Below are 25,437 nucleotides of genomic sequence, written 5' to 3' on the forward strand. Positions count from 1 at the left end.
CTGCGGCATGGGGCCGCAGAATTTTCCGTTGCGGAGAGCGTGCCGGCGGCGCAATCGAGGACAAGCTTTCACCGCCGGGAAAGAATAAAAACCCACAAAAGCCGCACAAATAGGAAATTCTACTAATTTTCCTTTAATGCTTGCCATTCAAATGCAGTCTCACTAGTGTGGTACGCATGAAAACACCACACACCCTCATCCTGCTCCGCCAACACGCCTGCCTGTGCCTGGTCAGCCCGCGACTGCGTGGCTGAGCGACGCTTCTCTTCATCTCGTCACTGCGTTCGCCTGGCCCCGCCGGCCCAGGAACCGACTCCAAAGGATTAGCCCCATGAGCATGTTGAAAGACCCTTCGCAGAAATACCGCCCATTCCCGGCCATCAATCTGCCCGACCGCACCTGGCCGTCGAAGACCATCACCGAGGTGCCGATCTGGTGCAGTTCCGACCTGCGCGACGGCAACCAGTCGCTGATCGAACCGATGGACGCGGCGAAGAAGATGCGATTCTTCAAGACCTTGGTGCAGGTCGGCCTGAAGCAGATCGAAGTGGCCTTCCCGTCGGCTTCCGATACCGACTTCAACTTCGTCCGCGAGTTGATCGAAGGCAACCACATCCCGGACGACGTCACCATCCAGGTGCTGACCCAGGCCCGCGAAGACCTGATCACCCGCACCTTCGAATCCCTGCGCGGGGCGAAGAAGGCCATCGTCCACGTCTACAACGCCACCGCCCCGTCGTTCCGCCGCATCGTCTTCAACCAGGACAAGCAGGGCGTCGTGGACATCGCCACCAACGCCGCGAAACTGATCAAGAAGCTGGCCGCCGAGCAACCGGATACCCAGTGGTCGTTCCAGTACTCGCCGGAAATCTTCAGCTCTACCGAGCTGGAGTTCTCGGTGGAGGTCTGCAACGCGGTGATCGACGTCTGGCAACCGACCCCGGACAACAAGATCATCCTCAACCTGCCGGCCACCGTGGAGTGCGCCACGCCGAACGTCTACGCCGACCAGATCGAATGGTTCGGCCGCCACGTCGACAAGCGTGACAGCGTGATCATCAGCCTGCACACCCACAACGACCGTGGCACCGGCGTGGCCGCCACCGAGCTGGGCCTGATGGCCGGCGCCGACCGCGTCGAAGGTTGCCTGTTCGGCAACGGCGAGCGTACCGGCAACGTCGACCTGGTGACCCTGGCCTTGAACATGTACACCCAGGGCCTGCATCCGCAACTGGACTTCTCCGACATCGACGCGGTGCGCAAGGTGGTCGAAGAGTGCAACCAGTTGCCGGTCCACCCGCGCCATCCATATGTCGGCGACCTGGTCCATACCGCTTTCTCCGGCTCGCACCAGGATGCCATTCGCAAGGGCTTCGCCCAGCAGAAGGAAGACGCGATCTGGGAAGTGCCATACCTGCCGATCGATCCGGCCGACATCGGCCGCGACTACGAAGCGGTGATCCGGGTCAACAGCCAGTCCGGCAAGGGCGGCATCACCTTCCTGCTCGAACAGGAGTACGGCATCAGCCTGCCGCGGCGCATGCAGATCGAGTTCAGCCAGGTAGTGCAAGGCGAGACCGACCGTCTCGGCCTGGAAATGACCGCACAACAGATCTACTCGCTGCTGGAAAACGAATACCTCAAGGCGACCTCGCCCTACGTCCTCGCCAGCCATCGCCTGCAGGAAGAGAACGGCACCAGCGCCGTCGACCTGGAAGTCTCCTTCGACGGCGAGAAGCAGCACTGGCGCGGGATCGGCAAGGGACCGCTGGAAGCCTTGGTGGCCGCCCTGCCGGTCAAGGCGGAAATCATGGACTACCATGAGCACGCCATCGGCGCCGGCGCCAATGCCAAGGCCGCGGCCTATATCGAGATCCGCCTGGAGGGCCAGCGCCCGCTGCACGGCATCGGCATCGACGAGAACATCACCACCGCCAGCTTCCGCGCCCTGTTCAGCGCGCTGAACCGCGCGGTGACCCAGGCCGAGGCCAAGGCGGCCTGACCGGCACGGAAGGAAAAAAGGGAGCCAGGCGGCTCCCTTTTTTCATGGGCATCTTTCAGCTGAGTCGCTTCACTCATCCTCGCCGCTGGCGCTGACCGCTCCCAGGCAACGGAGCTGGTACGCCCCCTCCCCTGTGGTCAGGCGCCAGGACTCGCCATCGGCCTGGGGCTCGGCTTCCATCACCGCGTTGTAGGAAAAACGCCACTCGCGACGGGTGCGTCCATCCAGGCTTTCCACCGCCAGCACCCAGTCTTCGCTGGCGAACGGCTGGTCGGCTTCCGCCGCCAGGTCCGCCTGGTCCAGCAGGTTCTCGTTGAGTTCGAAGCGCCAGGCGTGCAGACCGTCGATCTCGAGCATGTCGGCGGTTTCCAGTTCATCGAGCAGGTAGCGTTGTGTAGTCATGGCCAGTCATCGCGGATAAAGAACTCATGATAAGGCAAAGCGCGGGCTGCCCCTCACACCACCAGCATCACCACCGGGATCGCTACCGACAGGACCACCAACATGAACAGCAGGCCGATCCCCGCCGCCCGCCAGTTGGAAATGAACGCTCCGCCCGCTGCCTTGTGGCTGTCCAGGGCCGGACCGAAGGCTGATTTGGCGTAGTAGACCATGCCGAATATCTGCGCCACCGTGAAGCCGATCGAGGGGATGTTCTCCGGCAGTATCGCGCCCAGGACCGGCAGCAGGACGAACAGACCGAGGCCGACCAGCCAGGTTTTCCCGACTTCCTGCGCCCGTCCCAGGCGACGGAGATTCACCGCCGCGAGGAAGGCGCCGGCCAGGGGCGTGCCGATGAAGGTACCCAGACCGATCGCGGAAAGCCTGTACAACGGCTCGACATGGGTGGCGTCAGGCTCGTCCAGGCGGGCCTCCGGCGGGCGGAACGGATTCTCGGTGTCGCTGTTCATGCGTGTGCTCCCTGCGGATCTTTACTGAAGCTTTACCAGGGCCGGCATTGGAAAATCCCGGCAACCGGCAGAGTCTATAGGACGCCGCGCGCCGGCTGAACATTCCGCGCCCGCCGGGAGTCACAGCAAGACGTGCGAACGAAAGCGCCCACACAGGACCGCACTCAGGAGGGATGACGCATGACCACACGCAAACTCGGCAACTCCGGCCTGGAGATACCGGCACTGGTATTTGGCGGCAACGTCTTCGGCTGGACTGCCGACGAAAGCACCTCCTTCAGGCTGCTGGACGCCCTGCTCGACGCCGGCCTGAACTGCATCGACACCGCCGACGTCTATTCGCGCTGGGTTCCCGGGCACCAGGGCGGCGAGTCGGAAACCCTCATCGGCAAGTGGCTGAAACGCAACGGCAAACGCGACCGCGTGGTGATCGCCAGCAAGGTCGGGATGGACATGGGCAATGGCCACAAAGGCCTCTCCGCCGCCTATATCGAGCAGGCCCTGGAGCGCTCGCTACGACGCCTGCAGACCGACTACCTGGACCTCTACCAGTCGCACACCGACGATCCCCACACCGACCTGGAGGAAACCCTTTCCACCTATGGCGAACTGATCAAGAAAGGCAAGGTGCGGGTCATCGGCGCCTCCAACTACGACGCCCGGCGCCTCCTCGAGGCACGCCAGGTCAGCGCCCGGCTCCACCTGCCGAGCTACCAGAGCCTGCAACCCGAATACAACCTGTACGATCGCGCCGACTACGAGACCAACCTGGAGCCGACAGTGGAAGAACTCGGTATCGGGGTGATCAGCTACTACTCGCTGGCCAGCGGCTTCCTCAGCGGCAAGTACCGCAGCCAGGCCGACACCGCCGGGCGAGCCCGGGGGGAGAAGGTGAAGGGTTATCTCAACGAGCGCGGCGTGGCCATCCTCGCGGCGCTCGACGAAGTGGCCGAGCAGTACAACGCCAACCCGACCCAGGTCGCCCTGGCCTGGCTCATCGCTCGCCCGACGGTGACCGCGCCGATCGCCAGCGCCACCAGCCTGGAACAGCTCGACGACCTGATCGCCGCCACCCACCTGAAGCTCGACGAACAGGCGATCCACCGCCTGGACAGCGCCAGCGCCTATTGACCGACCTGCCGTCGAGGGCGGCCTCGCCCCGTTGCGTAGAGCGGATAACCGTATCGCGGCTATCCGCCCCGCATCGACGGGAAAGCCTTAGCTGAAGCGCGCCAGCAGCGAACCGATGTCCAGGTCGCCCTGCGGCGCCTGGCCGTCCGGCGTCAGCTTGTTGACCAGTTCCGGCAGCAGGCTGCTCAGGTGTTCGGCCGCCTCGCCCTGGCTGACTCCGGCGGAGTCCGCCAGTTGCTGCAACTGACCGTCGCCGAAGGCGCGGGAAATGTCCGCCGCCGACACCGACTGGTTCGGCCCAGCGCCGATCCAGGAATTCAGGGCATCGCCCAGGCCTGCGTTCTGGAGCATCTGGAACAACCCGCCGAGTCCGCCCAGGGAGCCGGCCTCCACGCCCGGCGCCGCCTGCCCGGCACCGCCCGCGGCGCCACCGAGCAGATCGCCGAGGACGCCACCCAGCCCGCCGCTCGCAGCCCCGCCGCCGGCGCCACCAAGGATGCTGCCCAGCGAACCGAGCAGACCACCGCCATCGCCACCGCCCTGTGCCGCACCGCCCTGGCGCGACATCAGCATGGTCACCAGCCCGATCAACAGGGCCACTTTCGGATCGCGAGCACCTCCCTGTCCTTCAGAGCCACCCAGCGCCGAACCGAGAATCGAATCGAGCAGTCCCATTGGTCTTCCTCCTGATCTGATGCCCACGGCGCGGCGCCGCGGGATACGGGTAACTCCATTCCCGGCACTGCGCCATCATGCGCAGCGCCGGGTCATGGCCTCGGACATCGACCGGAAGCGGACGTTCCGGCACTCAAGGATGGATTTCGAAGCGATCCGCGTCCATGTAGGCCGGGAAACGCTGGCGATAGGCCGCCAGTGCCGCCGCGTCCAGCCGGACGCGGAACACGCCGTCGGCGTCCGCCGCGTTGAACAGGCTGTCGCCCTGGAAGTCCAGGACCTGGCTATCCCCAGCGTAGCGCAAGGCGTTGCCGTCTTCGCCGATACGGTTCACCGCCACCACGTAGCAAAGGTTCTCGATCGCCCGCGCCGGCAGCAGGCGGTTCCAGTGCTGTCGACGAGGCGCGGGCCAGTTGGCGGTGTAGAGCAACAGGTCAGTGTCGTGCGGGTCGCGGCTCCACACCGGGAAACGCAGGTCGTAGCAGATCAACGGGCGCACCCGCCAGCCCTTGAGTTCGAACAGTTCCTGGCGTTCGCCGGGACTGTAGTGCTCGTGTTCGCCGGCCATGCGGAACAGATGGCGCTTGTCGTAGTGCAGCATCTCGCCGTCCGGACGCGCCCAGAGCAGGCGGTTGCGATGGCTGCCGTCGGCGAGCTGGACGATCAGGCTGCCGGTGACCACCGCACCAAGGCGCCGGGCCTGCTCCAGCAGCCAGGCATGGGTCGGCCCCAGCTCGGGCTCGGCCTGCTCGGCCGAAGCCATGCTGAAACCCGTGGTGAACATCTCCGGGAGGACCACCAGGTCGGCGCCGGCGGCGCTCTCCAGCAGGGCGGCGAAATGCTCGCGGTTGGCCTGGGCGTCGTGCCAGGCCAGGGAGGATTGGACCAGGGCGATGTCCAGGTCCGGCAGAACCGTCAGATCGCGCATAGCTTTTCCGCTGCCTGACGCAGCGTCTCCTCGCGTTTGGCGTAACAGAACCGGACCAGCCGCATGGCGTCCGGCGCCTTTTCATAAAACACCGAAACCGGGATCGCCGCCACTCCGTGTTCGCGGGTCAGCCACTCGGCCATGGCCACGTCGTCCAGGTCCGGACGGACGGCCGAATAGTCCACGCACTGGAAGTAGGTGCCCGGCGCACGGGTGAAACGGAAGCGAGAGTCCAGCAGCAGGTCGCAGAACAGGTCGCGCTTGGCCTGGTAGAAACCGGGCAATTGCCGCAAATGTTCGGGATGGCCGGCCATGTAGTCCGCCAATGCCCATTGCAGCGGCGTGACGCCACAGAAGTTGACGTACTGGTGGACCTTGCGCAGCTCCGCGCTGAGCATCGGCGGCGCGACCACGTAGCCGGTCTTCCAGCCGGTGACGTGGTAGGTCTTGCCGAACGAGCTGACCACGAAGGAGCGCGGATACAACTCGTCGTGGGACAGCACGCTGGTATGGGCGACACCGTCGAACACCAGGTGCTCGTAAACCTCGTCGCTGATCAGGTAGATATCCCGGTCGCGAATCAGCGCGGCCAGGCGGTCCAGTTCCTCGCGGTTGATCAGCGCGCCGCTGGGGTTGTGCGGGGTATTGATGATGACCAGCCGGGTACGCGGCCCGATGGCCTCGGCCATGCGCTGCCAGTCGATGGAGAAGTCCGGCAGCGCCAGCGGCACGTGCACGCAACGCCCGCCGGCGAGTTGCACGGAGGGTTCGTAGCTGTCGTAGGACGGGTCGAGTACCACCACTTCGTCGCCCGGATGGACCAGCGCCTGGATCGCGCTGAAGATCGCCTCGGTCGCCCCCGGCGTGATGGTCACCTCGCTGTCGGCGCTCACCCGGCGTCCATAGAACTGCTCGATCTTCTTCGCCACCTGCTCGCGCAGGGCCGGCAAGCCGGTCATCGGCGCGTACTGGTTGTGCCCGGCGGCGATATGCCGGCCTACCGCCTCGCGCAGCTCCGGCGGACCGTCGAAATCGGGAAAGCCCTGGGAGAGGTTGATCGCGCCACACTCGGCGGCCAGTTGCGACATGCGGGTGAAGATGGTGGTGCCGACATTCGGCAGCTTGCTCTGAATCATCGGGACTTCCTGCAGAGACTCGCCGGACGACAGCCCGGCCAGACGGGTGGCAGGGCAGGATAGCCGATCCGGGAGCGACGCTGCAGGGGCACGCCTTAGAAAAAACCGTGGCCGCTTCAGGTCAGAGGGGAATATGCGCCAGGCCATGGCGCAGGACGAACAACCGCCTCGCGATCATTCGTCGCCACGACAGGGCATCGGCGGTCAACGCCGGCGGCCTGGCTCTACAGCCGCGGCCAATGAAAAAGGCCCGACAGGGATACCCGCCGGGCCTTTCGACGAAGGAAACGCCACCCTCAGCGGCGCTTGTCCTTCTTCTTCTTCTCGGCTTTCTTGTGGTGCGACATCAGCCGGCGCTTCTTGTTGACCTGGCGCGCGGTCAGCGAGTTCTTCTTGCCCTCGTAGGGGTTCTCGCCGCCCTTGTACTCGATGCGGATCGGCGTACCGACCAACTTCAATACCCGCCGGTAGGTCTTCTCCAGGTAGCGGGTATAGGCCTTCGGCACCGCGTCCACCTGGTTGCCGTGGATCACGATCAGCGGCGGGTTGGCGCCGCCCAGGTGGGCGTAGCGCAGCTTGATCCGGCGACCGTTGACCATCGGCGGCTGGTGCACCTGCACGGCGTCCTCGAGGATGCTGGTCAGGCGGCTGGTCGGCCAGCGGGTCACCGCCGAACGGAAGGACTCCTGGACCGACTTGTAGAGATGGCCGACGCCGGTGCCATGCAGGGCCGAAATGAAATGGATGTCGGCGAAGTCGACGAACAGCAGGCGCCGCTCCAGTTCGGTCTTCACGTAGTCACGCTCGGCCGCCTCCATGCCATCCCACTTGTTCAGGGCGATGACCAGGGCACGGCCGGTCTCGAGGACGAAGCCGAGCAGGTTGAGGTCGTGCTCGACCACCCCTTCGCGGGCGTCCATGACGAAGATCACCACGTTGGCGTCCTGGATCGCCTGGAGGGTCTTCACCACCGAGAACTTTTCCACCGCCTCGAAGATCTTGCCGCGACGCCGCACGCCAGCGGTGTCGATCAGGGTGTACTTCTCCTCGTTGCGCTCGAACGGGATGTAGATGCTGTCGCGGGTGGTGCCGGCCTGGTCGTAGACGATCACCCGCTCTTCGCCGAGCATGCGGTTGACCAGGGTCGACTTGCCCACGTTGGGCCGGCCGATGATGGCGATCTTGATCCCGTCCTTCTCGCTGGGACCGGGAATCCGGGTCGGTTCCTCGCCTTCGGCGACCTCTTCGCTCGCCGGCTCGCCCTCGCCTTCTTCCTCCGCGTTGTCCTTGGGGAAGATCCCCAGGGCTTCCTGCAGCATATGGTTGATGCCGCGACCGTGGGCGGCGGCGATCGGCAGCGCATCGCCCAGGCCCAGCGGGCTGAACTCGGCGCGAGCGAGATCGGGATCGATGGTGTCGACCTTGTTGGCGATCAGGAAGCTGCGCTTGTTCCGCTTGCGCAGGTGCTCGGCGATCATCTGGTCGGCGGCGGTCATGCCGGCGCGCGAATCGACCAGGAACAGGACGGCATCCGCCTCCTCGATGGCCTGCAACGATTGCTCGGCCATTTTCGCATCGATGCCTTCCTCATCGCCGGAGATGCCTCCGGTATCGATGACGATATAGGTGCGGCCCTGCCAGCGCGCCTCGCCGTACTGGCGATCGCGGGTCAGGCCTGCGTACTCCGCCACGATGGCGTCGCGCGACTTGGTCAGGCGGTTGAACAGAGTGGACTTGCCGACGTTCGGGCGACCCACCAGGGCAATAACGGGAACCATGCGGCTCTCCACGAGAATTCAGAAAACACAAAGGCCGCTGACGTCGGACGGCAGCGGCCGGACACTTGAAACCCAGTCTAGCGGATGGTGTAGGCGACGAGCTTGCCACCGTTGCCGAACACGTACATCCAGCTCCCGACCACCAGCGGACGAACCCGCACGCCATCGCTGTCGACCCGCTCGCGACCGACGAAGCGACCGTCCACCTGGCTCAGCAGGTGCACGTAGCCTTCCAGGTCGCCGACCACCACGTTGCTGGAGAATACCGCCGGAGCCGACAGTTGGCGACGCGCCAGGGCGTCGTTGTTCCACAGCGAAGAGGCGCCGCGCGAATCCAGGCCTTCCACCGAACCGCTGGCCTGGCTGACGTAGATATTGCCGAAGCCTTCGGCGACGCCGACGTAGCTCGACGCTTCGCGCTGCCAGAGCAGGCGGCCGCTGTTCACGTCCAGCGCCGCGGCACGGCCCTGGTAGCTGACCACGTAGAGGGTGTCGCCGGACAGCAGGAGGCCGCCGTCGATGTCCACCACGCGATCCAGTTCGGAACGCCCCTGGGGAATCGCTACCCGCTGCTCCCAGATCGGCAGGCCGCGCTGTACGTCGACCGCCACCACCTTGCCGCTGGCCAGGCCAGCCAGGGCCATGTTGCCGGCGATCAGCGGCGCGCCGGTGCCGCGCAGGGTCAGCACCGGCACGGTGCTTTCGTAGATCCAGCGCTGGTCGCCGCTGGCCGCATCGAGGCCGATCAGCTTGTCGTCCTGGGTCTGCACCACCACCACGTCGCCGTTGGTGGCCGGCGCCGACAGCACTTCGCTGTTGACTCGCTTGGTCCACTTCTTCTTGCCGGTGGCTTCGTCGAGGGCGATCACGTCACCGCGCAGGGTACCCACCAGCACCAGGCCGTAGCCAACGCCGACACCGCCGGAAACCGGACGTTCCAGGTCCTTCTTCCAGAGCACGTCGCCGGTCTCGCGCTGGATCGCCATCACCCGCCCTTCGGCGGACGCGGCGTAGATGGTGGAACCATCGACGGCCGGTTCGAGCAGGTTGTACAGGTCGCCCTGGCCATCACCGACCGAGCGGCTCCACTGCTTGCTCAACACGACTTCCTCTTTGAAGTCGGTCAGTTCGGCGGGTGGGAGTTCCTTCTTGCTGTTGCTGCTGCAACCCACGACCGCCAGGGCCAGGGCGAGCAGCGCCGCGTGTTTCCATTGCACCATCTCAGGCCTCTCCCTTGGACAGGTCGTCGAGCTTGATCTGCAGGGCATCGCCGGCACCGTCTTCGGGCAGCGACTGCTTGGCTTTCTCGTAGGCCGCGCGTGCCTCGTCGGTGCGCTTGAGCTGCACCAGCAGGTCGCCCTTGAGCTCCTCGCGGGTAGAGACGTAGGCCTTGTCGGCGTCGCCATCGAGCAGCTTCAGGCCTTCCTCGACCTTGCCCTGGGCCGCCAGGACCCGGGCCAGGCGCTGCCGCGCCAGTTCGCCGAGGGTGGCGTCGGCCGGCTTGTCCATGACCGCCTTCAACTCGGCAACGGCGTCATCCAGCTTGCCGCTGTCGACCGCGACCTTGGCCACGAACAGGCTGCCGTACTGGGCATAATGGGTGCCGCCGAACTCGCTCTTCAGCTTGCCGGCCAGCTCCGCCACCTTCGCCGGATCCGGCTGGCCGGCCGGATTCAGCGCGGTTTCGATCAGTTGCTGGTAGACGATCGAGGCGCCCTGCGCCTGGTTGGTCTGGTACTTCTGCCAGGCCTGCCAGCCGAATACCACTGCCAGCGCGAGGATGCCGCCGGTGACCAGGGGCTTGCCGTTGCGCTGCCACCAGTCCTTGATCTGCGCCAGGTCTTCGTCTTCGGTACGCGATGTCACCCCAATCACTCCTATTCTTTATGTTCTCAAGCCTGTGCCAGACAGGCTGCCAGGTGCTCGGGCAGAGCATCCCAGGCAATGCTTTGTTGCTCGCCCTCGTCACGCAGGGGCTTGAAACCTACCACGCGATTGGCCACCTCGTCCTCCCCGAGGATCAGGGCAAAGCGCGCGCCGCTCTTGTCGGCCTTCTTGAACTGGCTCTTGAAGCTACCGGCGCCGGCGTTGACCAGCAGGCGTATGCCGGGAATGGCGCTGCGCAACTGTTCGGCCAGGGTCAGGGCGGCCAGCTCGGCCGGTTCTCCGAAGGCGCAGACGTAGAGGTCGGCCGGACGGTTCAGTTCGGCGGGGATCACCCCCAAGGTCTCCAGCAGCAGCACCAGGCGTTCCACGCCCATGGCGAAACCGACACCCGGGGTCGGCTTGCCGCCGAACTGGCTGACCAGCCCGTCGTAGCGGCCACCGCCGCAAACGGTGCCCTGGGCGCCAAGCTTGTCGGTGACCCACTCGAAAGCCGTGCGGCAGTAATAGTCCAGGCCGCGCACCAGCTTCTGGTTGATTTCATAGCGCAGTCCGACAGCATCCAGGCGGGCCTTGAGACCCTCGAAGTGGGCGATCGATTCTTCGTCGAGATAGTCGTGCAGGGTCGGCGCGCCGACCAGCAACGCCTGGGTGCTCTCCACCTTGCTGTCGAGGATTCGCAGCGGATTGGTGGTCATGCGCCGCTGGCTGTCTTCGTCGAGTTGCTCGAAGCGCTCCTGCAGATAGGCCACCAGGGCCTCGCGATAGCGTGCGCGGGCCTCGCTGGAGCCGAGGGTGTTGAGCTGCAGGGTCACCGCGTCGGCCATGCCGAGCTTCTGCCACAGGCGCCAGGTGAGGATGATCAACTCGGCGTCGATGTCCGGACCGGGCAGGTTGAAGACTTCCACGCCGATCTGGTGGAACTGCCGGTAGCGACCTTTCTGCGGTTTCTCGTAACGGAACATCGGCCCGGTGTACCAGAGCTTCTGCACCTGGCCACCGCCGCTCAGGCCGTGCTCCAGCACGGCGCGCACGCAACCGGCGGTACCTTCCGGACGCATGGTCAGGGATTCGCCGTTGCGGTCGAGGAAGGTGTACATCTCCTTGTCGACCACGTCGGTGCCTTCGCCGATGCCGCGGGCGAAGAGTTCGGTGAACTCGAGGATGGGCAGGCGGATCTCGCTGTAGCCGTAACCGTCCAGCAGGCCGGCGAAGGTGCGTTCCAGATAGCGCCAGGCCGGAGTCTGTTCCGGCAGGATGTCGTTCATGCCACGAATGGCTTGCAGGGACTTGCTCACGTAGGGTCCTTAAACGGGTCAGCCGCGGGCGATCAGGCTCGCATCGGCCTCGGCCTTCTCGGCCGCCTTCTGGCGGATCAGCCGTTCCAGCTCGTCCACCAGGTTGTCGTTGGTCAGTTTCTGCGACGGCTTGCCGTCGATATACACCAGGTTCGGAGTGCCGCCGGTGAGGCCGACATGGGCCTCCTTGGCTTCGCCCGGACCGTTGACGACGCAACCGATCACGGCCACGTCCATCGGCACCAGCAGGTCCTCCAGGCGCCCTTCCAGCTCGTTCATGGTCTTCACCACGTCGAAGTTCTGCCGCGAACAGCTCGGGCAGGCGATGAAGTTGATGCCACGGGAGCGCAGGTGCAGGGACTTGAGGATGTCGAAACCGACCTTGATCTCCTCGACCGGATCGGCAGCCAGGGAAATCCGGATGGTGTCGCCGATTCCCTCGGCCAGGAGCATGCCCAGCCCCACCGCCGACTTCACCGTGCCGGAGCGCAGGCCGCCGGCCTCGGTGATGCCCAGGTGCAGGGGCTGCTCGATCTGCCTGGCCAGCAGGCGATAGGCGGCGACGGCCATGAAGACGTCGGAGGCCTTGACGCTGACCTTGAAGTTCTGGAAGTCCAGCTTGTCGAGATGATCGACGTGTCGCATGGCCGATTCGAGCAGGGCTTCCGGGGTCGGTTCGCCGTATTTCTTCTGCAGGTCCTTTTCCAGCGAACCGGCATTGACGCCGATACGGATCGGGATGTTGCGCTCGCGCGCGGCGTCGACCACGGCCTTGACCCGGTCCTCGCGACCGATGTTGCCCGGATTGATGCGCAGGCAGTCCACTCCCAGCTCGGCGACGCGCAGGGCGATGCGATAGTCGAAGTGGATGTCGGCGACCAGCGGCACGTTGACCTGCTGCTTGATCTTGCCGAATGCCTCGGCGGCGTCCATGTCGGGGACGGAAACCCGCACGATGTCCGCGCCGGCATCTTCCAGGCGGCGGATCTGCGCGACGGTGGCAGCGACGTCGCAGGTCTCGGTGTTGGTCATGCTCTGCACGGCGATCGGCGCATCGCCGCCCACCGGAACGTTGCCGACCCAGATTTTCCGAGACTTGCGGCGAATGATCGGAGAAGCGCTATGAATGCTCATTGTCCTACCTTCAGACGGGCCGTTTCGCCGCGGACGAAGGGGGTCACGTCCACCGGCTGGCCGTTGTAGCTGACCTGGGCGCCGCGAGCGAAACCGAGGCGCAGCTCCAGCGGGGCCTTGCCGGCCAACTCCAGGCTGTCGCCCTTGCGCTTCAGCGCGCTGACCAGGACCTTGCCGTTGGCGTCGGTGACCTGGGTCCAGCAATCGGCGACGAACTGTACCTTGACCACCCCCTGGCCCTCGCCGGCCACCACGGGCGCGGCGGCAGGTTCGCTCGGCGCTGGCGGGGCGGCCGGGCTGGCCGTCGCCGGAACGGCTGGAGCAGTACCGGGAGCGGGAGCCGTGCCGGCAGGCGCAGCGGTAACGGGCTGCTGGGGCGCGGCGGGGGTGCCCTGGGCCGGAGCGGCGGGAGCCTGCGTACCCTCGCTCGCCGCCGGCGGCGAACCCTCGGCCTGGGCGGCGACTTCCGGAGCAACCTCGGCGGGCGCTTGCTCGCCCTCCTTCTGCGCTTCGATCACCGCCTGGTCTTCAGGCTCGTCCAGGGTATGGATCTCGGTAGTGCCGTCGGCGCTTTCCACTTCGACATGCTCGAGGCTCAGGCCGGCGGTCTCCGGCGTGCGCGCGGAATGTTCCTGCCACCAGAAGTAGCCGAAGCCGATCAGCAGGGCGAGCAGCAACAGGCTGACGATGCGCAGCACGTTGCGCGACAGGCGCACCGGCTCGGCGACCCGTCCCAGACTCTGTACGGTGCTGCCGCTGGCATTGGTGCCGGTGAAATGGTCGAAGCTGTTGACCAGCTCGGCCTGGTCGAGGCCCATGAGCTTGGCGTAGGCGCGGATGTAGCCGCGCGAGAAGGTGTGCCCCGGCAGCTTGTCGAACGCGCCGTTTTCCAGCTGACGCAGCGAATTCTCGGTCAGGTTCAGTTGCCCGGCCACCTGCGACAACGACAAGCCCTTCTGCTCGCGCGCCTGGCGCAGGGTTTCCCCGGGGTTCTGACGGGAAGCGGTGGCTACGACTTCGGGCTGCGGCGCTTTCATCATTTTTCCGCCTGGAATTCCTGATATTCGGGAGAGCCTGGGTACAGGCGTTTCAACTGCAGGCCATAGCTGGCGGCCGTGTCGCGGTCCTCGAAGACCTTCGCGAGACGAATGCCCAGCAACAGGCTGCGGGCGTTCTGCCCGCCGCCCTGGGCAAAGAGATCATAGTACTGGCGAGCCGGCACGTACTCGCGCTCCTTGTAGAGCAGGTCGGCCATCTCCAGCGCGACGCTGGGCTGGTTACGGTTCAGACGCAGGGATTTCTCGAAGTACTCCTTGGCCTGGGCCGGTTTCTTCATTTGCAGCGAAACCAGGCCGAGGTTCTCGAAGACCCGCGAGCGCTCGGGATAGAGGGTGTCCTGGCTGGCCTCCAGGAGACGCTGGTAGGCCTCCTCGTAGCGCTTCTGCTCGTAGAGGAAACCGCCGTAGTTGTTCAGTACCCGGGCATTGCGGCTATCGCTGGCGAGCGCCTTGCGGTACTCCTCGTCGGCCAGCTTGGGCTCCATCTCGGTCTGGAATACCACCGCCAGCGCGGCATGCGCGTCGGCGCTGGAAGGGTCGATCTCGAGGGCCTTGCGCAGCGGCACCTTGGCCTGCTCGGTGTTCCCCCGCTGGAGATAGCCGAGGCCGAGCTGGATATAGGCATCGCGCGCCTCGTCACGGCCCTTGTCGGTTTTCAGGGGATTCTGATCTCCGCTCGTCACGCAGCCTGTCAGCCCAACTGCCAACAGGAACACCAGCGCGGCGCGTACAGTCATCGGAACCCTCCTCTCACTCAATTTCGATTCGCCGCCGACTCGGACTCGGCCAGTTGGCGCACGGCAATATAACGTTCGCTCCGGCGGGTACGATCCATGACCTGGCCGACCAGCTGGCCACAGGCCGCGTCGATGTCGTCGCCGCGGGTGGTACGCACGGTCACGTTGAAACCGCCCTTGTGCAACATGTCCTGGAAACGCCGGATGGCATTGTTGCTCGGGCGCTCGTAGCCGGAGTGCGGGAATGGATTAAACGGAATCAGGTTGATCTTGCAAGGCGTGTCTTTCAGCAATGCGATCATCTGCTCAGCATGCTCGGGCTGATCGTTGACATCCTTGAGCAGGGTGTACTCGACGGTCAGCACGCGCTTCTCGCCGAGCCGGGAAATATACCGGCGGCAGGCATCCAGCAGCATGCCCAGCGGATACTTCTTGTTGATCGGCACCAGCTTGTTGCGCAACTCGTCGTTCGGTGCGTGCAGCGACAGGGCCAGGGACACGTCGATCACCTCGCCGAGCTTGTCGATCATCGGCACCACGCCGGAGGTGGACAGGGTCACCTTGCGCTTGGAAATACCGTAGCCGAGGTCGTCCATCATGATGTTCATGGCGGCGACCACGTTGTCGAAGTTCAGCAGCGGCTCGCCCATGCCCATCATCACGACATTGGTGATGGCGCGGTCGATCTTGGCCGGAACGGTACCGAACGACTTGTTGGCGATCCACACCTGGCCGATCACCTCGGCGGCGGTGAGGTCGCTGTTGAAACCCTGCTTGCCGGTGGAGCAGAAACTGCAATCCAGGGCGCAGCCCGCCTGGGAAGACACGCACAGGGTGCCGCGTCCGCCCTGGGGGATGTACACGGTCTCGACGCAACTGCCGGACGCCACCCGGACCACCCACTTGCGGGTGCCGTCGGCGGAGATGTCCTGGCTGACGATCTCGGGACCGCGTATCTCGGCTGAGGCCTTGAGCTTTTCGCGCAAGGCCTTGCCGACGTTGGTCATGGCGTCGAAATCGTCGACGCCAAAGTGGTGAATCCACTTCATGACCTGGCCGGCCCGGAAACGCTTCTCGCCGATGGACTCGAAGAACTGTTCCAGCTGCGGCTGGGTCAGGCCCAGCAGGTTCACCTTGCCGGCGGTGGTCGTTGTCATGGCTTCACCCTCACCCACGCTCGATCAGCGAATGCGCTCGCAGACTTCGGTAGCCGCGAAGAAGTAGGCGATCTCGCGAGCGGCGGAAGCTTCGGAATCGGAACCGTGGACGGCGTTCTCGTCGATGGAGACGGCGAAGTCGGCGCGGATGGTACCGGCGTCGGCTTTCTTCGGATCGGTGGCGCCCATCAGCTCGCGGTTCTTGGCGATGGCGTCCTCGCCTTCCAGGACCTGGACTACAACCGGACCGGAAGTCATGAAGGAAACCAGGTCCTTGAAGAACGGGCGCTCTTTGTGCTCGGCATAGAAGCCGCCGGCTTCACGCTCGGACAGCTGAACCATTTTAGCGGCGACGACGCGCAGGCCGGCTTTCTCGAAGCGGGTCAGGATTTCGCCGATCACGTTCTTGGAAACGGCGTCCGGCTTGATGATGGACAGGGTGCGTTGCAGTGCCATTGGTAAAACTCCGAAACAAGGTTGTCTAGCATGGGCGGCCCCGCCAGCGGGGCGGGACGCCGTGATTCGTTCAGGACGCTGACGAAAACGGCCCGAAAGGGCCGGAATCAGCGTGGCTGCGCCTGGCATCGGGCCCGGCGCGCCTAGCCTGGAATGCGCCCGCGGGCGATTTCAGGCCTTACCTAAAATAAAACCCGCGAATTATACGCGGGTTCCCGGCAAATGCGTAGGGCGGGCCTATGGCTAGTCCCGTTCCTCGATCCAGGCGGCCTGGATGGCCTCCAGGACTTTCTCCCCGCTACGCTGAGGATCATCGGAGAACTCTGGAAGTTCCACCACCCAGCGCCGCAGATCGACGAAGTTGACGTATCGCGGATCGACCTCCGGCTTGCTTTCGTCGAGCTGGATGGCGATTTCCAGCACATCGGTCCATTTCAGGCTCATTGCACGCTCCTCTCTACCGCCGGGCTCAGTGGCCTTCCGACACCTGGTTGATGGTGTACTTGGGAATCTCGACCACCAGGTCTTCGTCGGCCACCACTGCCTGGCAGGATAGCCGCGAATCGGGCTCCAGGCCCCAGGCCTTGTCCAGCATGTCGTCTTCGAGTTCGTCGGACGGCTCCATGGAGTCGAGGCCTTCGCGGACGATTACGTGGCAGGTCGTGCAGGCGCAGGATTTCTCACAGGCATGCTCGATCTCGATGCCATTGCGCAACGCGGCATCCAGGATGGTTTCGCCGGGCTTCGCCTCGAATACCGCCCCCTCGGGGCAGTGGTCGGCATGGGGCAGAATCACGATCTGCGGCATCTTCGCTTATTCCTCGATTTCGTTGAGCCGGCGGCCGGAGAGCGCGGCCTTGACGGTCGCGTCCATCCGCCGTGCGGCGAAAGCGTCGGTCACCTGGGACAGGCGCTTGATCTGGTTCTCGATGGCCGCGGTGTCGCTACCACCGGCCAGTTCACGCAAGGTGTCCATCTGCGCCGCGATGGCCAGGCGCTCCTCTTCGTCCAGGAGCCGCTCGCCGTCGACGTCCAGCGCCGATTGCACGGCCTCCAGCAGCCGCTGCGCCTCGACCTGCTGTTCGCGCAGGGCGCGGGCAGCCTTGTCGTCGCCGGCGTAGTCGAAGGAGTCCTTGAGCATCCGCGCGATCTCGCCGTCGGTCAGTCCATAGGACGGCTTGACCTGGATGCTGGCCTCGACGCCGGAACTCAGTTCGCGTGCGGACACGCCGAGCAAGCCGTCGGCGTCGACCTGGAAGGTCACCCGGATTTTCGCCGCGCCCGCCACCATCGGCGGAATGCCGCGCAGCTCGAAGCGCGCCAGCGAACGACAATCCTTCACCAGCTCGCGCTCGCCCTGCAGCACGTGGATCATCATGGCCGTCTGGCCGTCCTTGTAGGTGGTGAACTCCTGGGCGCGCGCCACCGGGATGGTGGTATTGCGCGGAATCACCTTCTCCATCAGCCCGCCCATGGTTTCCAGGCCGAGCGACAGCGGAATGATGTCCAGCAGCAGCAATTCCTCGCCGCGCTTGTTGCCGGCCAGGGCATCGGCCTGGATTGCCGCGCCGATGGCGACCACCTGGTCCGGATCGATATCGGTCAGCGGCTCGCAGCCGAACAACTCGCCAACCGCCGTGCGCACACGGGGCACGCGGGTCGAGCCACCGACCATCACCACCGAGCGGATTTCTTCCAGATCGACACCGGAGTCGCGCACCGCTCGGCGGCAGGACTTCAGGCTGCGAGCGACGAACGGCTCGATCAACTCGTCGAGCGTCGCCCGGCTCAGCTCGCCGCTCCAGTCGCCATAGGCGACCCGGACCGACGCCTCGTCGGTAAGACGCTCCTTGGCCGCACAGGCGATTTGCAGCAACTGCCGCTGGCTGCCCGGGTCCAGATCGGCAGAAAGGCCAGCCTGCTCGATCACCCAGCCAGCGATGGCATGGTCGAAGTCGTCGCCACCCAGGGCCGTATCGCCGCCGGTGGCCAGGACTTCGAAGACACCGCGGGTCAGGCGCAGGATGGAAATGTCGAAGGTTCCACCACCCAGGTCATAGATGGCCACCAGGCCTTCCGCGCCCTTGTCCAGGCCGTAGGCCACGGCGGCGGCGGTCGGCTCGTTGAGCAGGCGCAGGACGTTCAGTCCTGCCAGGCGCGCGGCATCCTTGGTAGCCTGGCGCTGGGCGTCGTCGAAATAAGCCGGCACAGTGATCACCGCACCCACCAGCTCGCCACCGAGGGTGGTTTCGGCGCGCTGGCGCAGCTCACGCAGGATGTCCGCCGAGACTTCCACAGGACTCTTCAGCCCCTGTACGGTCTCGATGAAGGGCATGTGCGACTCGCCCTGGCGGAAGCGGTAGGGCAATTGCTCGCCCAGTTGCTTGACGTCCTCCAGGCCGCGCCCCATCAGACGCTTGACCGAAATGATGGTATTGAAGGGATCCTTCGCGGCGGCCGCGCGGGCGCTCTCACCCACTTCCGCCCGCTCGGCGTGATAACGCACCGCGGAAGGCAGGATCAGGCGCCCCTGCGCATCCGGCAAGGGCTCGGCGACGCCGCTACGCACCGCGGCGACCAGCGAATTGGTGGTACCCAGGTCGATCCCAACCGCCAGGCGACGCTCATGGGGCTTGGGACTCTGACCGGGCTCGGCGATCTGCAGTAGGGCCATGCTCTGTCTTAACTATGGGGTGCGACCCGGGGGCCGCAGGGATTAATCGTCGAGTCGCTCTTCCAGCTGGCGCACTTCCTGCGCGAGCTTGTCGAGGAACTGCATGCGACGGACCAGGCGTTCGGCCTCTTCGCGGCGCTGCGCATCGTCCCAGCACGCGGCGAACTCGCGCTCCAGCTCGGCCTGGGCGGCCTTGAGCCGACGCTTGAAGGTCGCCACGCCGGCCAGGTCGGCGCTGTCCTGCAACTCCTCCAGTTCCTCGCGCAGCTGCATCTGCTGCAGGAGAAACTCCGGATCCTGCACCGTAGCCTCCAAGGGCAACTCGTGACCACTCAGGGTCAACAGGTACAGGGCCCGGCGCGGAGCGCTCTTCAGGGTCTGGTAGGCCTCGTTCAGTTGCGCCGCGCGTTCCAAGGCGAGACGCTGCTCGCGCTCGGGAGCGTCGGCGAAACGGTCGGGATGGACGCTGCGCACCAACTCGCGATAGCGCTGGCCGAGCTCGTCGAGATCGACCAGGAAAGCCGGTTGCAGGTCGAACTGGGCGAAATGACAGGGTTTACCCACGCCGGCCTCAGACGTTGAAGCTTTCGCCGCAGCCGCATTCGCCACGAACGTTGGGATTGTTGAACTTGAAGCCTTCGTTGAGCCCTTCGCGAGTGAAGTCCAGCTCGGTGCCATCGAGATAGACCAGGCTTTTCGGGTCGATGATGACCTTCACGCCATGGCTCTCGAAGACCAGGTCCTCGGCCGCCAGTTCATCGACGAATTCGAGGACATAGGCAAGCCCGGAACAGCCAGTGGTGCGCACGCCAAGACGGATACCCTCGCCCTTGCCGCGCCCCTCGAGGGAGCGCTGCACGTGTTTGGCGGCGGCTTCGGTCATGCTGATGGCCATTGCAACTCCTTACTCGTCACGAGCGGCTTAGAGCAAACCCTTCTTCTGCTTGTAGTCGCGAACGGCGGCCTTGATGGCGTCTTCGGCGAGAACGGAGCAGTGGATCTTCACCGGCGGCAGGGCCAGCTCTTCGGCGATGGTGGTGTTCTTGATGGTTTCCGCCTCGTCCAGGGTCTTGCCCTTCATCCACTCGGTGGCGAGGGAGCTGGAGGCGATCGCGGAACCGCAACCGTAGGTCTTGAACTTGGCGTCTTCGATCACGCCCTGCTCGTTGACCTTGATCTGCAGGCGCATCACGTCACCGCAGGCCGGCGCGCCGACCATGCCGGTGCCGACGTTGGGATCAGCAGCGTCGAGCTTGCCGACGTTGCGCGGGTTTTCGTAGTGGTCGATGACCTTTTCGCTATATGCCATGGCTAATCCTCACGTTTTTCCGGGGCACGAGGCGCTCAGTGCGCCTGCCATTCGACCTGGGACAGGTCGACGCCCTCTTTGTACATATCCCACAGCGGCGACAGTTCGCGCAGCTTGGAAACGGCCTCGACCACCTTCTTCGCGGCATAGTCGATCTCTTCCTCGGTGGTGAAGCGACCGAAGGTGAAGCGGATGGAGCTATGCGCCAGTTCGTCGTTGCGGCCCAGGGCGCGCAATACGTAGGACGGTTCCAGGGACGCCGAGGTACAGGCCGAACCGGAGGAGACCGCGAGGTCCTTGAGCGCCATGATCAGCGACTCGCCCTCGACGTAGTTGAAGCTGACGTTGAGGTTGTGCGGGACGCGGGAGGTCATGCTGCCGTTGATGTAGAGCTCTTCCAGGCCGTCGATCTGCGCGAAGAAGCGGTCGCGGAGCGCCAGCACGCGGGCGTTCTCCTGGGCCATTTCTTCCTTGGCGATGCGGAACGCCTCGCCCATGCCGACGATCTGGTGGGTGGCCAGGGTGCCGGAACGCATGCCGCGCTCATGGCCGCCGCCGTGCATCTGGCCCTCGATGCGGACGCGCGGCTTGCGCCGGACGTAGAGCGCGCCAATGCCTTTCGGGCCGTAGGTCTTGTGCGCGGAGAAGGACATCAGGTCGACCTTGAGCTTGTCCAGGTCGATCTCGACCTTGCCGGTCGACTGTGCGGCGTCGACGTGGAACAGCACGCCGCGGGAGCGGGTCAGCTCGCCGATGGCGGCGATGTCGTTGACGGTGCCGATCTCGTTGTTCACGTGCATGACCGAGACCAGGATGGTGTCGTCACGCAGCGCCGCCTCGACCAGTGCCGGAGTGATCAGGCCATCTTCGCCCGGCTCCAGGTAGGTCACTTCGAAACCTTCGCGTTCCAGCTGGCGGCAGGTGTCGAGGACCGCCTTGTGCTCGATCTTCGAGGTGATGATGTGCTTGCCCTTGCCCGAGTAGAAGTGCGCGACGCCCTTGATCGCCAGGTTGTCGGACTCGGTGGCGCCGGAGGTCCAGACGATCTCGCGGGGATCGGCGTTGACCAGTTCGGCCACCTGGCGACGGGCGTTCTCCACGGCCTCCTCGGCTTTCCAGCCGAACACGTGGGAACGCGAAGCCGGGTTGCCGAAGTTGCCGTCCATCAGCAGGCATTCGCTCATTTTCTGGGCGACGCGGGGATCGACGGGAGTGGTCGCGGAGTAATCGAGGTAGATCGGCAATTTCATCAGGTAACTCCTACAGGCTGGCGCCCTGCTCAGTCGATGGCGGACGCTTCAATCTTGTCGAGACGAGGCGTCTTGCCTGAGCAACGGCGTTCGTCCTGGCGCAGCGCGACCTCCTGGACCTCCTGGCGGCTGACCAGATCGGCCAGGCTGATGCCGCTGAGGAACTCATGGATCTGCAAACTGAGGTCGCACCACAGGTGATGGGTCAGACAGGTATCGCCGGAGTGGCAATCGCCCTGCCCCTGGCAGCGGGTCGCGTCGACGGATTCGTTGACCGCGTCGATCACCTGCGCCACATGGATGCCCGACATATGGCGGGACAGCTGGTAGCCGCCGCCCGGGCCGCGCACGCTGGTCACCAGGTTGCCACGGCGCAACTTGGCGAACAGCTGTTCGAGATAGGACAGGGAAATGCCTTGGCGTTCGGAGATATCGGCCAGCGAGACCGGACCTTGCTGAGCATGCAGCGCCAGGTCGAGCATGGCGGTTACGGCGTAGCGGCCTTTGGTGGTCAGACGCATGGGCTTTTCCCATCGGGATCATTCGGGGTTGACGCGGATTATGCTCTTATCCGAGTAATTAAGTCAACTATAAGACCGATCAAATTACTCAGGATTAGGCAAATTCAGGGCGCTACATGCTAGCAGAAAGCCGCCGGCCGCGCATTACGCGGCCGGATTGCCGTCCTCGTCCTTGACCCCGGCGAAATCCTCCTCGCGCAATACCGGCAGATCCTTCGCGCAGTAGTCGCTCCCCAGGGCGGTGAGCGCCTGGCACATGCCCTCGAGCCGGCCGTCGACGGCCTGCAGGTGATCGAGCAACTGACCAATGGCACGCGCCACCGGGTCCGGCATGTCCTGGCTGACCCCGTAGGCATCGAAGCCGAGTTTCTCCGCCATCGCCTGGCGCTTGGCCTGCTGCTCGGTATCCTCGCGCATGATGATCCGCCCGGGAATGCCGACCACGGTGGCACCCGGCGGGACCTCCTTGGTCACCACGGCATTGGAGCCGACCTTGGCGCCCTCGCCGACGGTGAACGGGCCGAGCACCTTGGCACCGGCACCGACCACCACGTTGTTGCCGAGGGTGGGGTGGCGCTTGCCCTTGTTCCAGGTGGTACCGCCCAGGGTAACGCCCTGATAGAGGGTGACGTCGTCGCCGATCTCGGCGGTTTCGCCGATGACGATGCCCATGCCGTGGTCGATGAAGAAGCGCCGGCCGATCCTGGCCCCCGGGTGGATCTCGATGCCGGTCATCCAGCGGCCGAAGTTGGACACCAGGCGCGCCAGCCACTTCCAGCCGGACGTCCACAAGCCGTGGGCCAGCCGATGCAGCCAGACGGCGTGCAGGCCCGGATAACAGGTGAGGACCTCGAGTGCGTTGCGAGCCGCCGGATCACGGTGGAATACGCTTTGGATATCTTCACGCACACGTTCGAACATCAGTCGTCACTCCGCTTGTAGGACAGGCCTCGGGCCACCTTCTGGGTTTCGGTCAGGATCCCGCGCAGGATATTCATTTCCAGCTTGCTGATCGCGCTGCGCCCATACAGGCGCCGCAACCGCGACATCAGGTGGCGCGGCTTCTCCGGATCGAGGAAGCCGATATCGATCAGCGTCCTCTCCAGATGCGCGTAATAGAGTTCCAGCTCGTCGGCCGTCACCAGCTCGGTGTTGAGCATCGAGGTGGACTCGAACTTTTCCATCTTGGTCGGCTTGCCCTGGGCCGCCAGCCACGCCATGCGCACCTCGTAGGTGAGCACCTGGACCGCGGCCGCCAGGTTCAGCGAACCGAACTCGGGATCGGAGGGGATATGCACATGGAACTGGCAGCGCTGCAATTCTTCGTTGGTCAAACCCGCATATTCGCGCCCGAATACCAGGGCCACCTCGCCATTCGCCTCCAGGTGCTCCAGGCAGGTCGTCGCGCACTCGCGCGGATCCAGCAGCGGCCAGGGAATCCGCCGGTCGCGGGCGCTGGTGCCGAGCACCACGCTGCAGCCGCTCAGGGCCTCTTCCAAGGTGTCCACCACCCTTGCGGCGTCGAGGATGTCGGTGGCGCCGGAAGCCCGCGCCACCGCGTCGCCGTGGGGAAAGCTTTCCGGCTGCACCAGCACCAGTTGCGACAGGCCCATGTTCTTCATGGCACGGGCCGCCCCGCCGATGTTGCCGGGATGACTGGTGTTGACCAACACCACACGAATACGGTCGAGCAACGCCGATGCTCTCCAACGCCAAGTTACTGAAGGGTGTGAAATCCTACAGCAGAGGTCAGCTTTATACCATGCGGCCGACAGGTCGCCCTTCAAACGCCATCGGTTTCTGCTAGAATGGCCGGCTTTCTTTAACGACCCAGGTGACCTCTCCATGCAGCCTATGCTGAATATCGCCCTGCGCGCCGCTCGCAGCGCCGGTGAACTGATTTTCCGCTCCATCGAACGCCTGGATGTCATCTCGGTCAACGAGAAGGATGCCAAGGACTACGTGACCGAAGTCGATCGCGCCGCCGAGCAGACCATCGTCGCCGCGCTGCGCAAGGCCTATCCGACTCACGCGATCATGGGCGAGGAAGGCGGCTTCATCGAAGGCAGCGGCGAGGGTGCCGACTACCTCTGGGTGATCGATCCGCTGGACGGCACCACCAACTTCATCCATGGCGTACCGCACTTCGCCGTGAGCATCGCCTGCAAGTACAAGGGCCGCCTGGAGCACGCCGTGGTCCTCGACCCGGTGCGCCAGGAAGAATTCACCGCCAGCCGCGGCCGCGGCGCCGCCCTCAACGGTCGTCGCCTGCGCGTCAGCGGCCGCAAGAGCCTGGAAGGCGCCCTGCTCGGCACCGGCTTCCCGTTCCGCGACAACCAGATCGACAATCTCGACAACTACCTGAACATGTTCCGCAGCCTGGTCGGCCAGACCGCCGGCATCCGCCGCGCCGGTGCCGCCAGCCTGGACCTGGCCTACGTCGCCGCCGGTCGCTACGACGCCTTCTGGGAATTCGGCCTGTCCGAATGGGACATGGCGGCCGGCGCCCTACTGGTACAGGAAGCCGGCGGCCTGGTGAGCGACTTCACCGGCAGCCACGAATTCCTCGAGAAGGGTCACATCGTCGCCGGCAACACCAAGTGCTTCAAGGCACTGCTGACCACCATCCAGCCGCACCTGCCGCCGTCGCTGAAGCGCTGATCCGCCGCTGACGAAGAACCCGGCCTGGCGCCGGGTTTTTCATCTCCATGAAAATGCACAAGGGCGCCCGCAGGCGCCCTTGTGCATCATTGCGACAGTCAGGCTCAGCGCAGCGTTTCGCCCTGGCTGAGGATCAGCCGGCCGTTCTTGTCGACCGGGATCTGGCTGCCCGGATCGCGCTCCATGCGGATCTGCCCGGCCTTGCCGTCGAGCATGTACTTCACGTCATAGCCGACGACCTTCTCGCTGCTGTCGTGCACGGTGCTGCAGCGGGTTTCGGTGGTGGTGTAGGTGTCACGCTCCTGCATGCCTTCCTGCACCTTGTTGCCGGCGTAGCCGCCGCCGACGGCGCCGGCCACGGTGGCGATCTTCTTGCCGGTACCGCCGCCGATCTGGTTGCCCAGCAAGCCGCCGACCACCGCACCGATGGCGGTACCGGCGATCTGGTGCTGGTCCTTGACCGGACGCTGACGGGTCACGGCCACGTCCTTGCAGACCTGGCGCGGCGTCTTGATGGTTTCCTTGACCGGCTGGACAGCGACGACCTCGGCGTAGTCGGGACCGCGATCCACCAGGCTATAGGTGGCTACCGCGCCACCTGCGGTCACGCCTACGGCACCCAGAACGGCCCCGACGAGCATCGACTTGTTCACATGTACCTCCTGGCTTTCATCCAATGCGGGCTATGTTCGCCCTTTGCCTTGCCTAGGACTGGGCAAAAACCACCAAGTTCCAGG

28 protein-coding genes are annotated in these 25,437 nt (G+C 65.0%); 3 read left to right on the forward strand and 25 right to left on the reverse strand.

Translation table 11 applies throughout. The features are described from left to right. The first annotated feature begins 331 nt into the window (after nucleotides 1–331). Nucleotides 332–2,002, forward strand: coding sequence for a 2-isopropylmalate synthase (gene leuA / locus AC4OR5_RS04165; protein WP_003092766.1), 1,671 nt, complete (start codon nucleotides 332–334; stop codon nucleotides 2,000–2,002). Nucleotides 2,003–2,071: 69 nt separating this feature from the next. Here leuA and AC4OR5_RS04170 read toward each other — a convergent pair whose 3' ends face one another. Together AC4OR5_RS04170 and AC4OR5_RS04175 are read right to left on the reverse strand one after the other, a co-directional pair. Further along, nucleotides 2,072–2,404, reverse strand: a complete 333-nt coding sequence (locus tag AC4OR5_RS04170; protein ID WP_003092770.1) for a DUF5629 family protein — start codon at nucleotides 2,402–2,404, stop codon at nucleotides 2,072–2,074. A 53-nt stretch (nucleotides 2,405–2,457) separates the two neighbouring features. Further along, nucleotides 2,458–2,913, reverse strand: a complete 456-nt coding sequence (locus AC4OR5_RS04175; protein ID WP_003092773.1) for a hypothetical protein — start codon at nucleotides 2,911–2,913, stop codon at nucleotides 2,458–2,460. Nucleotides 2,914–3,093: 180 nt separating this feature from the next. On the opposite strand from AC4OR5_RS04175, the gene AC4OR5_RS04180 reads away from it, so the two are divergent. After that, nucleotides 3,094–4,044 carry an aldo/keto reductase gene (locus tag AC4OR5_RS04180; RefSeq protein WP_057385493.1) on the forward strand — a complete coding sequence of 317 codons (951 nt, stop codon included), beginning with the start codon at nucleotides 3,094–3,096 and terminating at the stop codon, nucleotides 4,042–4,044. A gap of 87 nt (nucleotides 4,045–4,131) precedes the next feature. Here the strand turns inward: AC4OR5_RS04180 and AC4OR5_RS04185 are convergent, their stop codons facing one another. The 22 genes from AC4OR5_RS04185 to trmJ all read right to left on the reverse strand — a co-directional run bounded on the left by AC4OR5_RS04185 (nucleotide 4,132) and on the right by trmJ (nucleotide 23,733). Next, nucleotides 4,132–4,719 carry a YidB family protein gene (locus tag AC4OR5_RS04185; protein WP_003129788.1) on the reverse strand — a complete coding sequence of 196 codons (588 nt, stop codon included), beginning with the start codon at nucleotides 4,717–4,719 and terminating at the stop codon, nucleotides 4,132–4,134. A gap of 133 nt (nucleotides 4,720–4,852) precedes the next feature. Next, nucleotides 4,853–5,647 (reverse strand): amidohydrolase, encoded by a 795-nt coding sequence (locus AC4OR5_RS04190; RefSeq protein ID WP_003092781.1) that lies wholly within the window; start codon nucleotides 5,645–5,647, stop codon nucleotides 4,853–4,855. Then, nucleotides 5,635–6,783, reverse strand: coding sequence for a pyridoxal phosphate-dependent aminotransferase (locus AC4OR5_RS04195; RefSeq protein WP_058160177.1), 1,149 nt, complete (start codon nucleotides 6,781–6,783; stop codon nucleotides 5,635–5,637). The genes AC4OR5_RS04190 and AC4OR5_RS04195 overlap by 13 nt, the downstream gene beginning before the upstream one ends. 296 nt (nucleotides 6,784–7,079) lie before the next feature. Beyond that, nucleotides 7,080–8,561 (reverse strand): ribosome biogenesis GTPase Der, encoded by a 1,482-nt coding sequence (gene der, locus AC4OR5_RS04200; RefSeq protein ID WP_003092786.1) that lies wholly within the window; start codon nucleotides 8,559–8,561, stop codon nucleotides 7,080–7,082. Between the two features lie 77 nt (nucleotides 8,562–8,638). Next, entirely contained in the window at nucleotides 8,639–9,781 is a 1,143-nt protein-coding gene (gene bamB, locus AC4OR5_RS04205) for an outer membrane protein assembly factor BamB (RefSeq protein WP_003092789.1), read from the reverse strand. Between the two features lies 1 nt (nucleotide 9,782). Continuing rightward, nucleotides 9,783–10,427, reverse strand: a complete 645-nt coding sequence (locus tag AC4OR5_RS04210) for a YfgM family protein (RefSeq protein WP_003137855.1) — start codon at nucleotides 10,425–10,427, stop codon at nucleotides 9,783–9,785. Between the two features lie 26 nt (nucleotides 10,428–10,453). Then, nucleotides 10,454–11,743 carry a histidine--tRNA ligase gene (gene hisS, locus AC4OR5_RS04215; protein WP_003092797.1) on the reverse strand — a complete coding sequence of 430 codons (1,290 nt, stop codon included), beginning with the start codon at nucleotides 11,741–11,743 and terminating at the stop codon, nucleotides 10,454–10,456. Between the two features lie 18 nt (nucleotides 11,744–11,761). Then, nucleotides 11,762–12,877, reverse strand: coding sequence for a flavodoxin-dependent (E)-4-hydroxy-3-methylbut-2-enyl-diphosphate synthase (gene ispG, locus AC4OR5_RS04220; RefSeq protein WP_003092800.1), 1,116 nt, complete (start codon nucleotides 12,875–12,877; stop codon nucleotides 11,762–11,764). Then, the gene (locus AC4OR5_RS04225) at nucleotides 12,874–13,917 is read right to left on the reverse strand and encodes a RodZ domain-containing protein (protein ID WP_033940974.1); all 1,044 of its coding nucleotides are present in this window, start codon (nucleotides 13,915–13,917) and stop codon (nucleotides 12,874–12,876) included. Before AC4OR5_RS04225 ends, ispG begins: the two co-directional genes overlap by 4 nt. Beyond that, a complete protein-coding gene (gene pilF, locus AC4OR5_RS04230; RefSeq protein WP_003092804.1) occupies nucleotides 13,914–14,672 on the reverse strand; it encodes a type 4a pilus biogenesis protein PilF in 759 nt (252 codons plus the stop codon). Before pilF ends, AC4OR5_RS04225 begins: the two co-directional genes overlap by 4 nt. A gap of 17 nt (nucleotides 14,673–14,689) precedes the next feature. Further along, the gene (gene rlmN / locus AC4OR5_RS04235; protein WP_003092809.1) at nucleotides 14,690–15,829 is read right to left on the reverse strand and encodes a dual-specificity RNA methyltransferase RlmN; all 1,140 of its coding nucleotides are present in this window, start codon (nucleotides 15,827–15,829) and stop codon (nucleotides 14,690–14,692) included. Nucleotides 15,830–15,853: 24 nt separating this feature from the next. Next, complete coding sequence (gene ndk, locus AC4OR5_RS04240) at nucleotides 15,854–16,285, reverse strand: nucleoside-diphosphate kinase (protein ID WP_003092811.1); 432 nt, start codon at nucleotides 16,283–16,285, stop codon at nucleotides 15,854–15,856. A 243-nt stretch (nucleotides 16,286–16,528) separates the two neighbouring features. Beyond that, nucleotides 16,529–16,729: a Fe-S cluster assembly protein IscX gene (iscX, locus tag AC4OR5_RS04245; RefSeq protein ID WP_003092814.1), complete on the reverse strand. Its 201-nt coding sequence runs from the start codon at nucleotides 16,727–16,729 to the stop codon at nucleotides 16,529–16,531. Nucleotides 16,730–16,754: 25 nt separating this feature from the next. Beyond that, on the reverse strand, nucleotides 16,755–17,093 hold the full coding sequence (fdx, locus tag AC4OR5_RS04250; protein ID WP_003092818.1) for an ISC system 2Fe-2S type ferredoxin: 339 nt from the start codon (nucleotides 17,091–17,093) through the stop codon (nucleotides 16,755–16,757). Between the two features lie 6 nt (nucleotides 17,094–17,099). Beyond that, on the reverse strand, nucleotides 17,100–18,959 hold the full coding sequence (gene hscA / locus AC4OR5_RS04255; protein ID WP_058160176.1) for a Fe-S protein assembly chaperone HscA: 1,860 nt from the start codon (nucleotides 18,957–18,959) through the stop codon (nucleotides 17,100–17,102). A gap of 42 nt (nucleotides 18,960–19,001) precedes the next feature. After that, nucleotides 19,002–19,523: a co-chaperone HscB gene (gene hscB / locus AC4OR5_RS04260; protein WP_003092824.1), complete on the reverse strand. Its 522-nt coding sequence runs from the start codon at nucleotides 19,521–19,523 to the stop codon at nucleotides 19,002–19,004. Nucleotides 19,524–19,530: 7 nt separating this feature from the next. Beyond that, entirely contained in the window at nucleotides 19,531–19,854 is a 324-nt protein-coding gene (gene iscA / locus AC4OR5_RS04265) for an iron-sulfur cluster assembly protein IscA (protein WP_003100617.1), read from the reverse strand. A 27-nt stretch (nucleotides 19,855–19,881) separates the two neighbouring features. Beyond that, nucleotides 19,882–20,268, reverse strand: a complete 387-nt coding sequence (gene iscU / locus AC4OR5_RS04270) for a Fe-S cluster assembly scaffold IscU (RefSeq protein ID WP_003092829.1) — start codon at nucleotides 20,266–20,268, stop codon at nucleotides 19,882–19,884. A gap of 35 nt (nucleotides 20,269–20,303) precedes the next feature. Further along, nucleotides 20,304–21,518 (reverse strand): IscS subfamily cysteine desulfurase, encoded by a 1,215-nt coding sequence (locus AC4OR5_RS04275; protein ID WP_003092832.1) that lies wholly within the window; start codon nucleotides 21,516–21,518, stop codon nucleotides 20,304–20,306. Nucleotides 21,519–21,547: 29 nt separating this feature from the next. Further along, complete coding sequence (gene iscR, locus AC4OR5_RS04280; protein ID WP_003092836.1) at nucleotides 21,548–22,039, reverse strand: Fe-S cluster assembly transcriptional regulator IscR; 492 nt, start codon at nucleotides 22,037–22,039, stop codon at nucleotides 21,548–21,550. 144 nt (nucleotides 22,040–22,183) lie between these two features. Further along, on the reverse strand, nucleotides 22,184–22,960 hold the full coding sequence (gene cysE, locus AC4OR5_RS04285) for a serine O-acetyltransferase (RefSeq protein ID WP_003092839.1): 777 nt from the start codon (nucleotides 22,958–22,960) through the stop codon (nucleotides 22,184–22,186). Next, nucleotides 22,960–23,733: a tRNA (cytosine(32)/uridine(32)-2'-O)-methyltransferase TrmJ gene (trmJ, locus tag AC4OR5_RS04290; protein WP_003092842.1), complete on the reverse strand. Its 774-nt coding sequence runs from the start codon at nucleotides 23,731–23,733 to the stop codon at nucleotides 22,960–22,962. Before trmJ ends, cysE begins: the two co-directional genes overlap by 1 nt. Nucleotides 23,734–23,884: 151 nt before the next feature. Between trmJ and suhB the strand changes: the two genes are divergently transcribed. Beyond that, nucleotides 23,885–24,700, forward strand: coding sequence for a type III secretion system regulator SuhB (gene suhB / locus AC4OR5_RS04295; protein WP_003092845.1), 816 nt, complete (start codon nucleotides 23,885–23,887; stop codon nucleotides 24,698–24,700). 104 nt (nucleotides 24,701–24,804) lie between these two features. Here the strand turns inward: suhB and AC4OR5_RS04300 are convergent, their stop codons facing one another. Further along, nucleotides 24,805–25,353, reverse strand: coding sequence for a glycine zipper 2TM domain-containing protein (locus AC4OR5_RS04300; RefSeq protein WP_003092848.1), 549 nt, complete (start codon nucleotides 25,351–25,353; stop codon nucleotides 24,805–24,807). Nucleotides 25,354–25,437: the final 84 nt, after the last annotated feature.

Source organism: Pseudomonas sp. YA1 (genome assembly GCF_058680555.1).

What these genes read in the sequence shown, in the direction of transcription:
- leuA (WP_003092766.1), top strand. Translation starts at nt 332, where the DNA reads ATGAGCATGTTGAAAGACCCTTCGCAGAAATACCGCCCATTCCCGGCC.
- AC4OR5_RS04170 (WP_003092770.1), bottom strand. Translation starts at nt 2,404, where the DNA reads ATGACTACACAACGCTACCTGCTCGATGAACTGGAAACCGCCGACATG.
- AC4OR5_RS04175 (WP_003092773.1), bottom strand. Translation starts at nt 2,913, where the DNA reads ATGAACAGCGACACCGAGAATCCGTTCCGCCCGCCGGAGGCCCGCCTG.
- AC4OR5_RS04180 (WP_057385493.1), top strand. Translation starts at nt 3,094, where the DNA reads ATGACCACACGCAAACTCGGCAACTCCGGCCTGGAGATACCGGCACTG.
- AC4OR5_RS04185 (WP_003129788.1), bottom strand. Translation starts at nt 4,719, where the DNA reads ATGGGACTGCTCGATTCGATTCTCGGTTCGGCGCTGGGTGGCTCTGAA.
- AC4OR5_RS04190 (WP_003092781.1), bottom strand. Translation starts at nt 5,647, where the DNA reads ATGCGCGATCTGACGGTTCTGCCGGACCTGGACATCGCCCTGGTCCAA.
- AC4OR5_RS04195 (WP_058160177.1), bottom strand. Translation starts at nt 6,783, where the DNA reads ATGATTCAGAGCAAGCTGCCGAATGTCGGCACCACCATCTTCACCCGC.
- der (WP_003092786.1), bottom strand. Translation starts at nt 8,561, where the DNA reads ATGGTTCCCGTTATTGCCCTGGTGGGTCGCCCGAACGTCGGCAAGTCC.
- bamB (WP_003092789.1), bottom strand. Translation starts at nt 9,781, where the DNA reads ATGGTGCAATGGAAACACGCGGCGCTGCTCGCCCTGGCCCTGGCGGTC.
- ispG (WP_003092800.1), bottom strand. Translation starts at nt 12,877, where the DNA reads ATGAGCATTCATAGCGCTTCTCCGATCATTCGCCGCAAGTCTCGGAAA.
- AC4OR5_RS04225 (WP_033940974.1), bottom strand. Translation starts at nt 13,917, where the DNA reads ATGATGAAAGCGCCGCAGCCCGAAGTCGTAGCCACCGCTTCCCGTCAG.
- pilF (WP_003092804.1), bottom strand. Translation starts at nt 14,672, where the DNA reads ATGACTGTACGCGCCGCGCTGGTGTTCCTGTTGGCAGTTGGGCTGACA.
- rlmN (WP_003092809.1), bottom strand. Translation starts at nt 15,829, where the DNA reads ATGACAACGACCACCGCCGGCAAGGTGAACCTGCTGGGCCTGACCCAG.
- ndk (WP_003092811.1), bottom strand. Translation starts at nt 16,285, where the DNA reads ATGGCACTGCAACGCACCCTGTCCATCATCAAGCCGGACGCCGTTTCC.
- iscX (WP_003092814.1), bottom strand. Translation starts at nt 16,729, where the DNA reads ATGAGCCTGAAATGGACCGATGTGCTGGAAATCGCCATCCAGCTCGAC.
- fdx (WP_003092818.1), bottom strand. Translation starts at nt 17,093, where the DNA reads ATGCCGCAGATCGTGATTCTGCCCCATGCCGACCACTGCCCCGAGGGG.
- hscA (WP_058160176.1), bottom strand. Translation starts at nt 18,959, where the DNA reads ATGGCCCTACTGCAGATCGCCGAGCCCGGTCAGAGTCCCAAGCCCCAT.
- iscA (WP_003100617.1), bottom strand. Translation starts at nt 19,854, where the DNA reads ATGGCCATCAGCATGACCGAAGCCGCCGCCAAACACGTGCAGCGCTCC.
- iscU (WP_003092829.1), bottom strand. Translation starts at nt 20,268, where the DNA reads ATGGCATATAGCGAAAAGGTCATCGACCACTACGAAAACCCGCGCAAC.
- AC4OR5_RS04275 (WP_003092832.1), bottom strand. Translation starts at nt 21,518, where the DNA reads ATGAAATTGCCGATCTACCTCGATTACTCCGCGACCACTCCCGTCGAT.
- iscR (WP_003092836.1), bottom strand. Translation starts at nt 22,039, where the DNA reads ATGCGTCTGACCACCAAAGGCCGCTACGCCGTAACCGCCATGCTCGAC.
- cysE (WP_003092839.1), bottom strand. Translation starts at nt 22,960, where the DNA reads ATGTTCGAACGTGTGCGTGAAGATATCCAAAGCGTATTCCACCGTGAT.
- suhB (WP_003092845.1), top strand. Translation starts at nt 23,885, where the DNA reads ATGCAGCCTATGCTGAATATCGCCCTGCGCGCCGCTCGCAGCGCCGGT.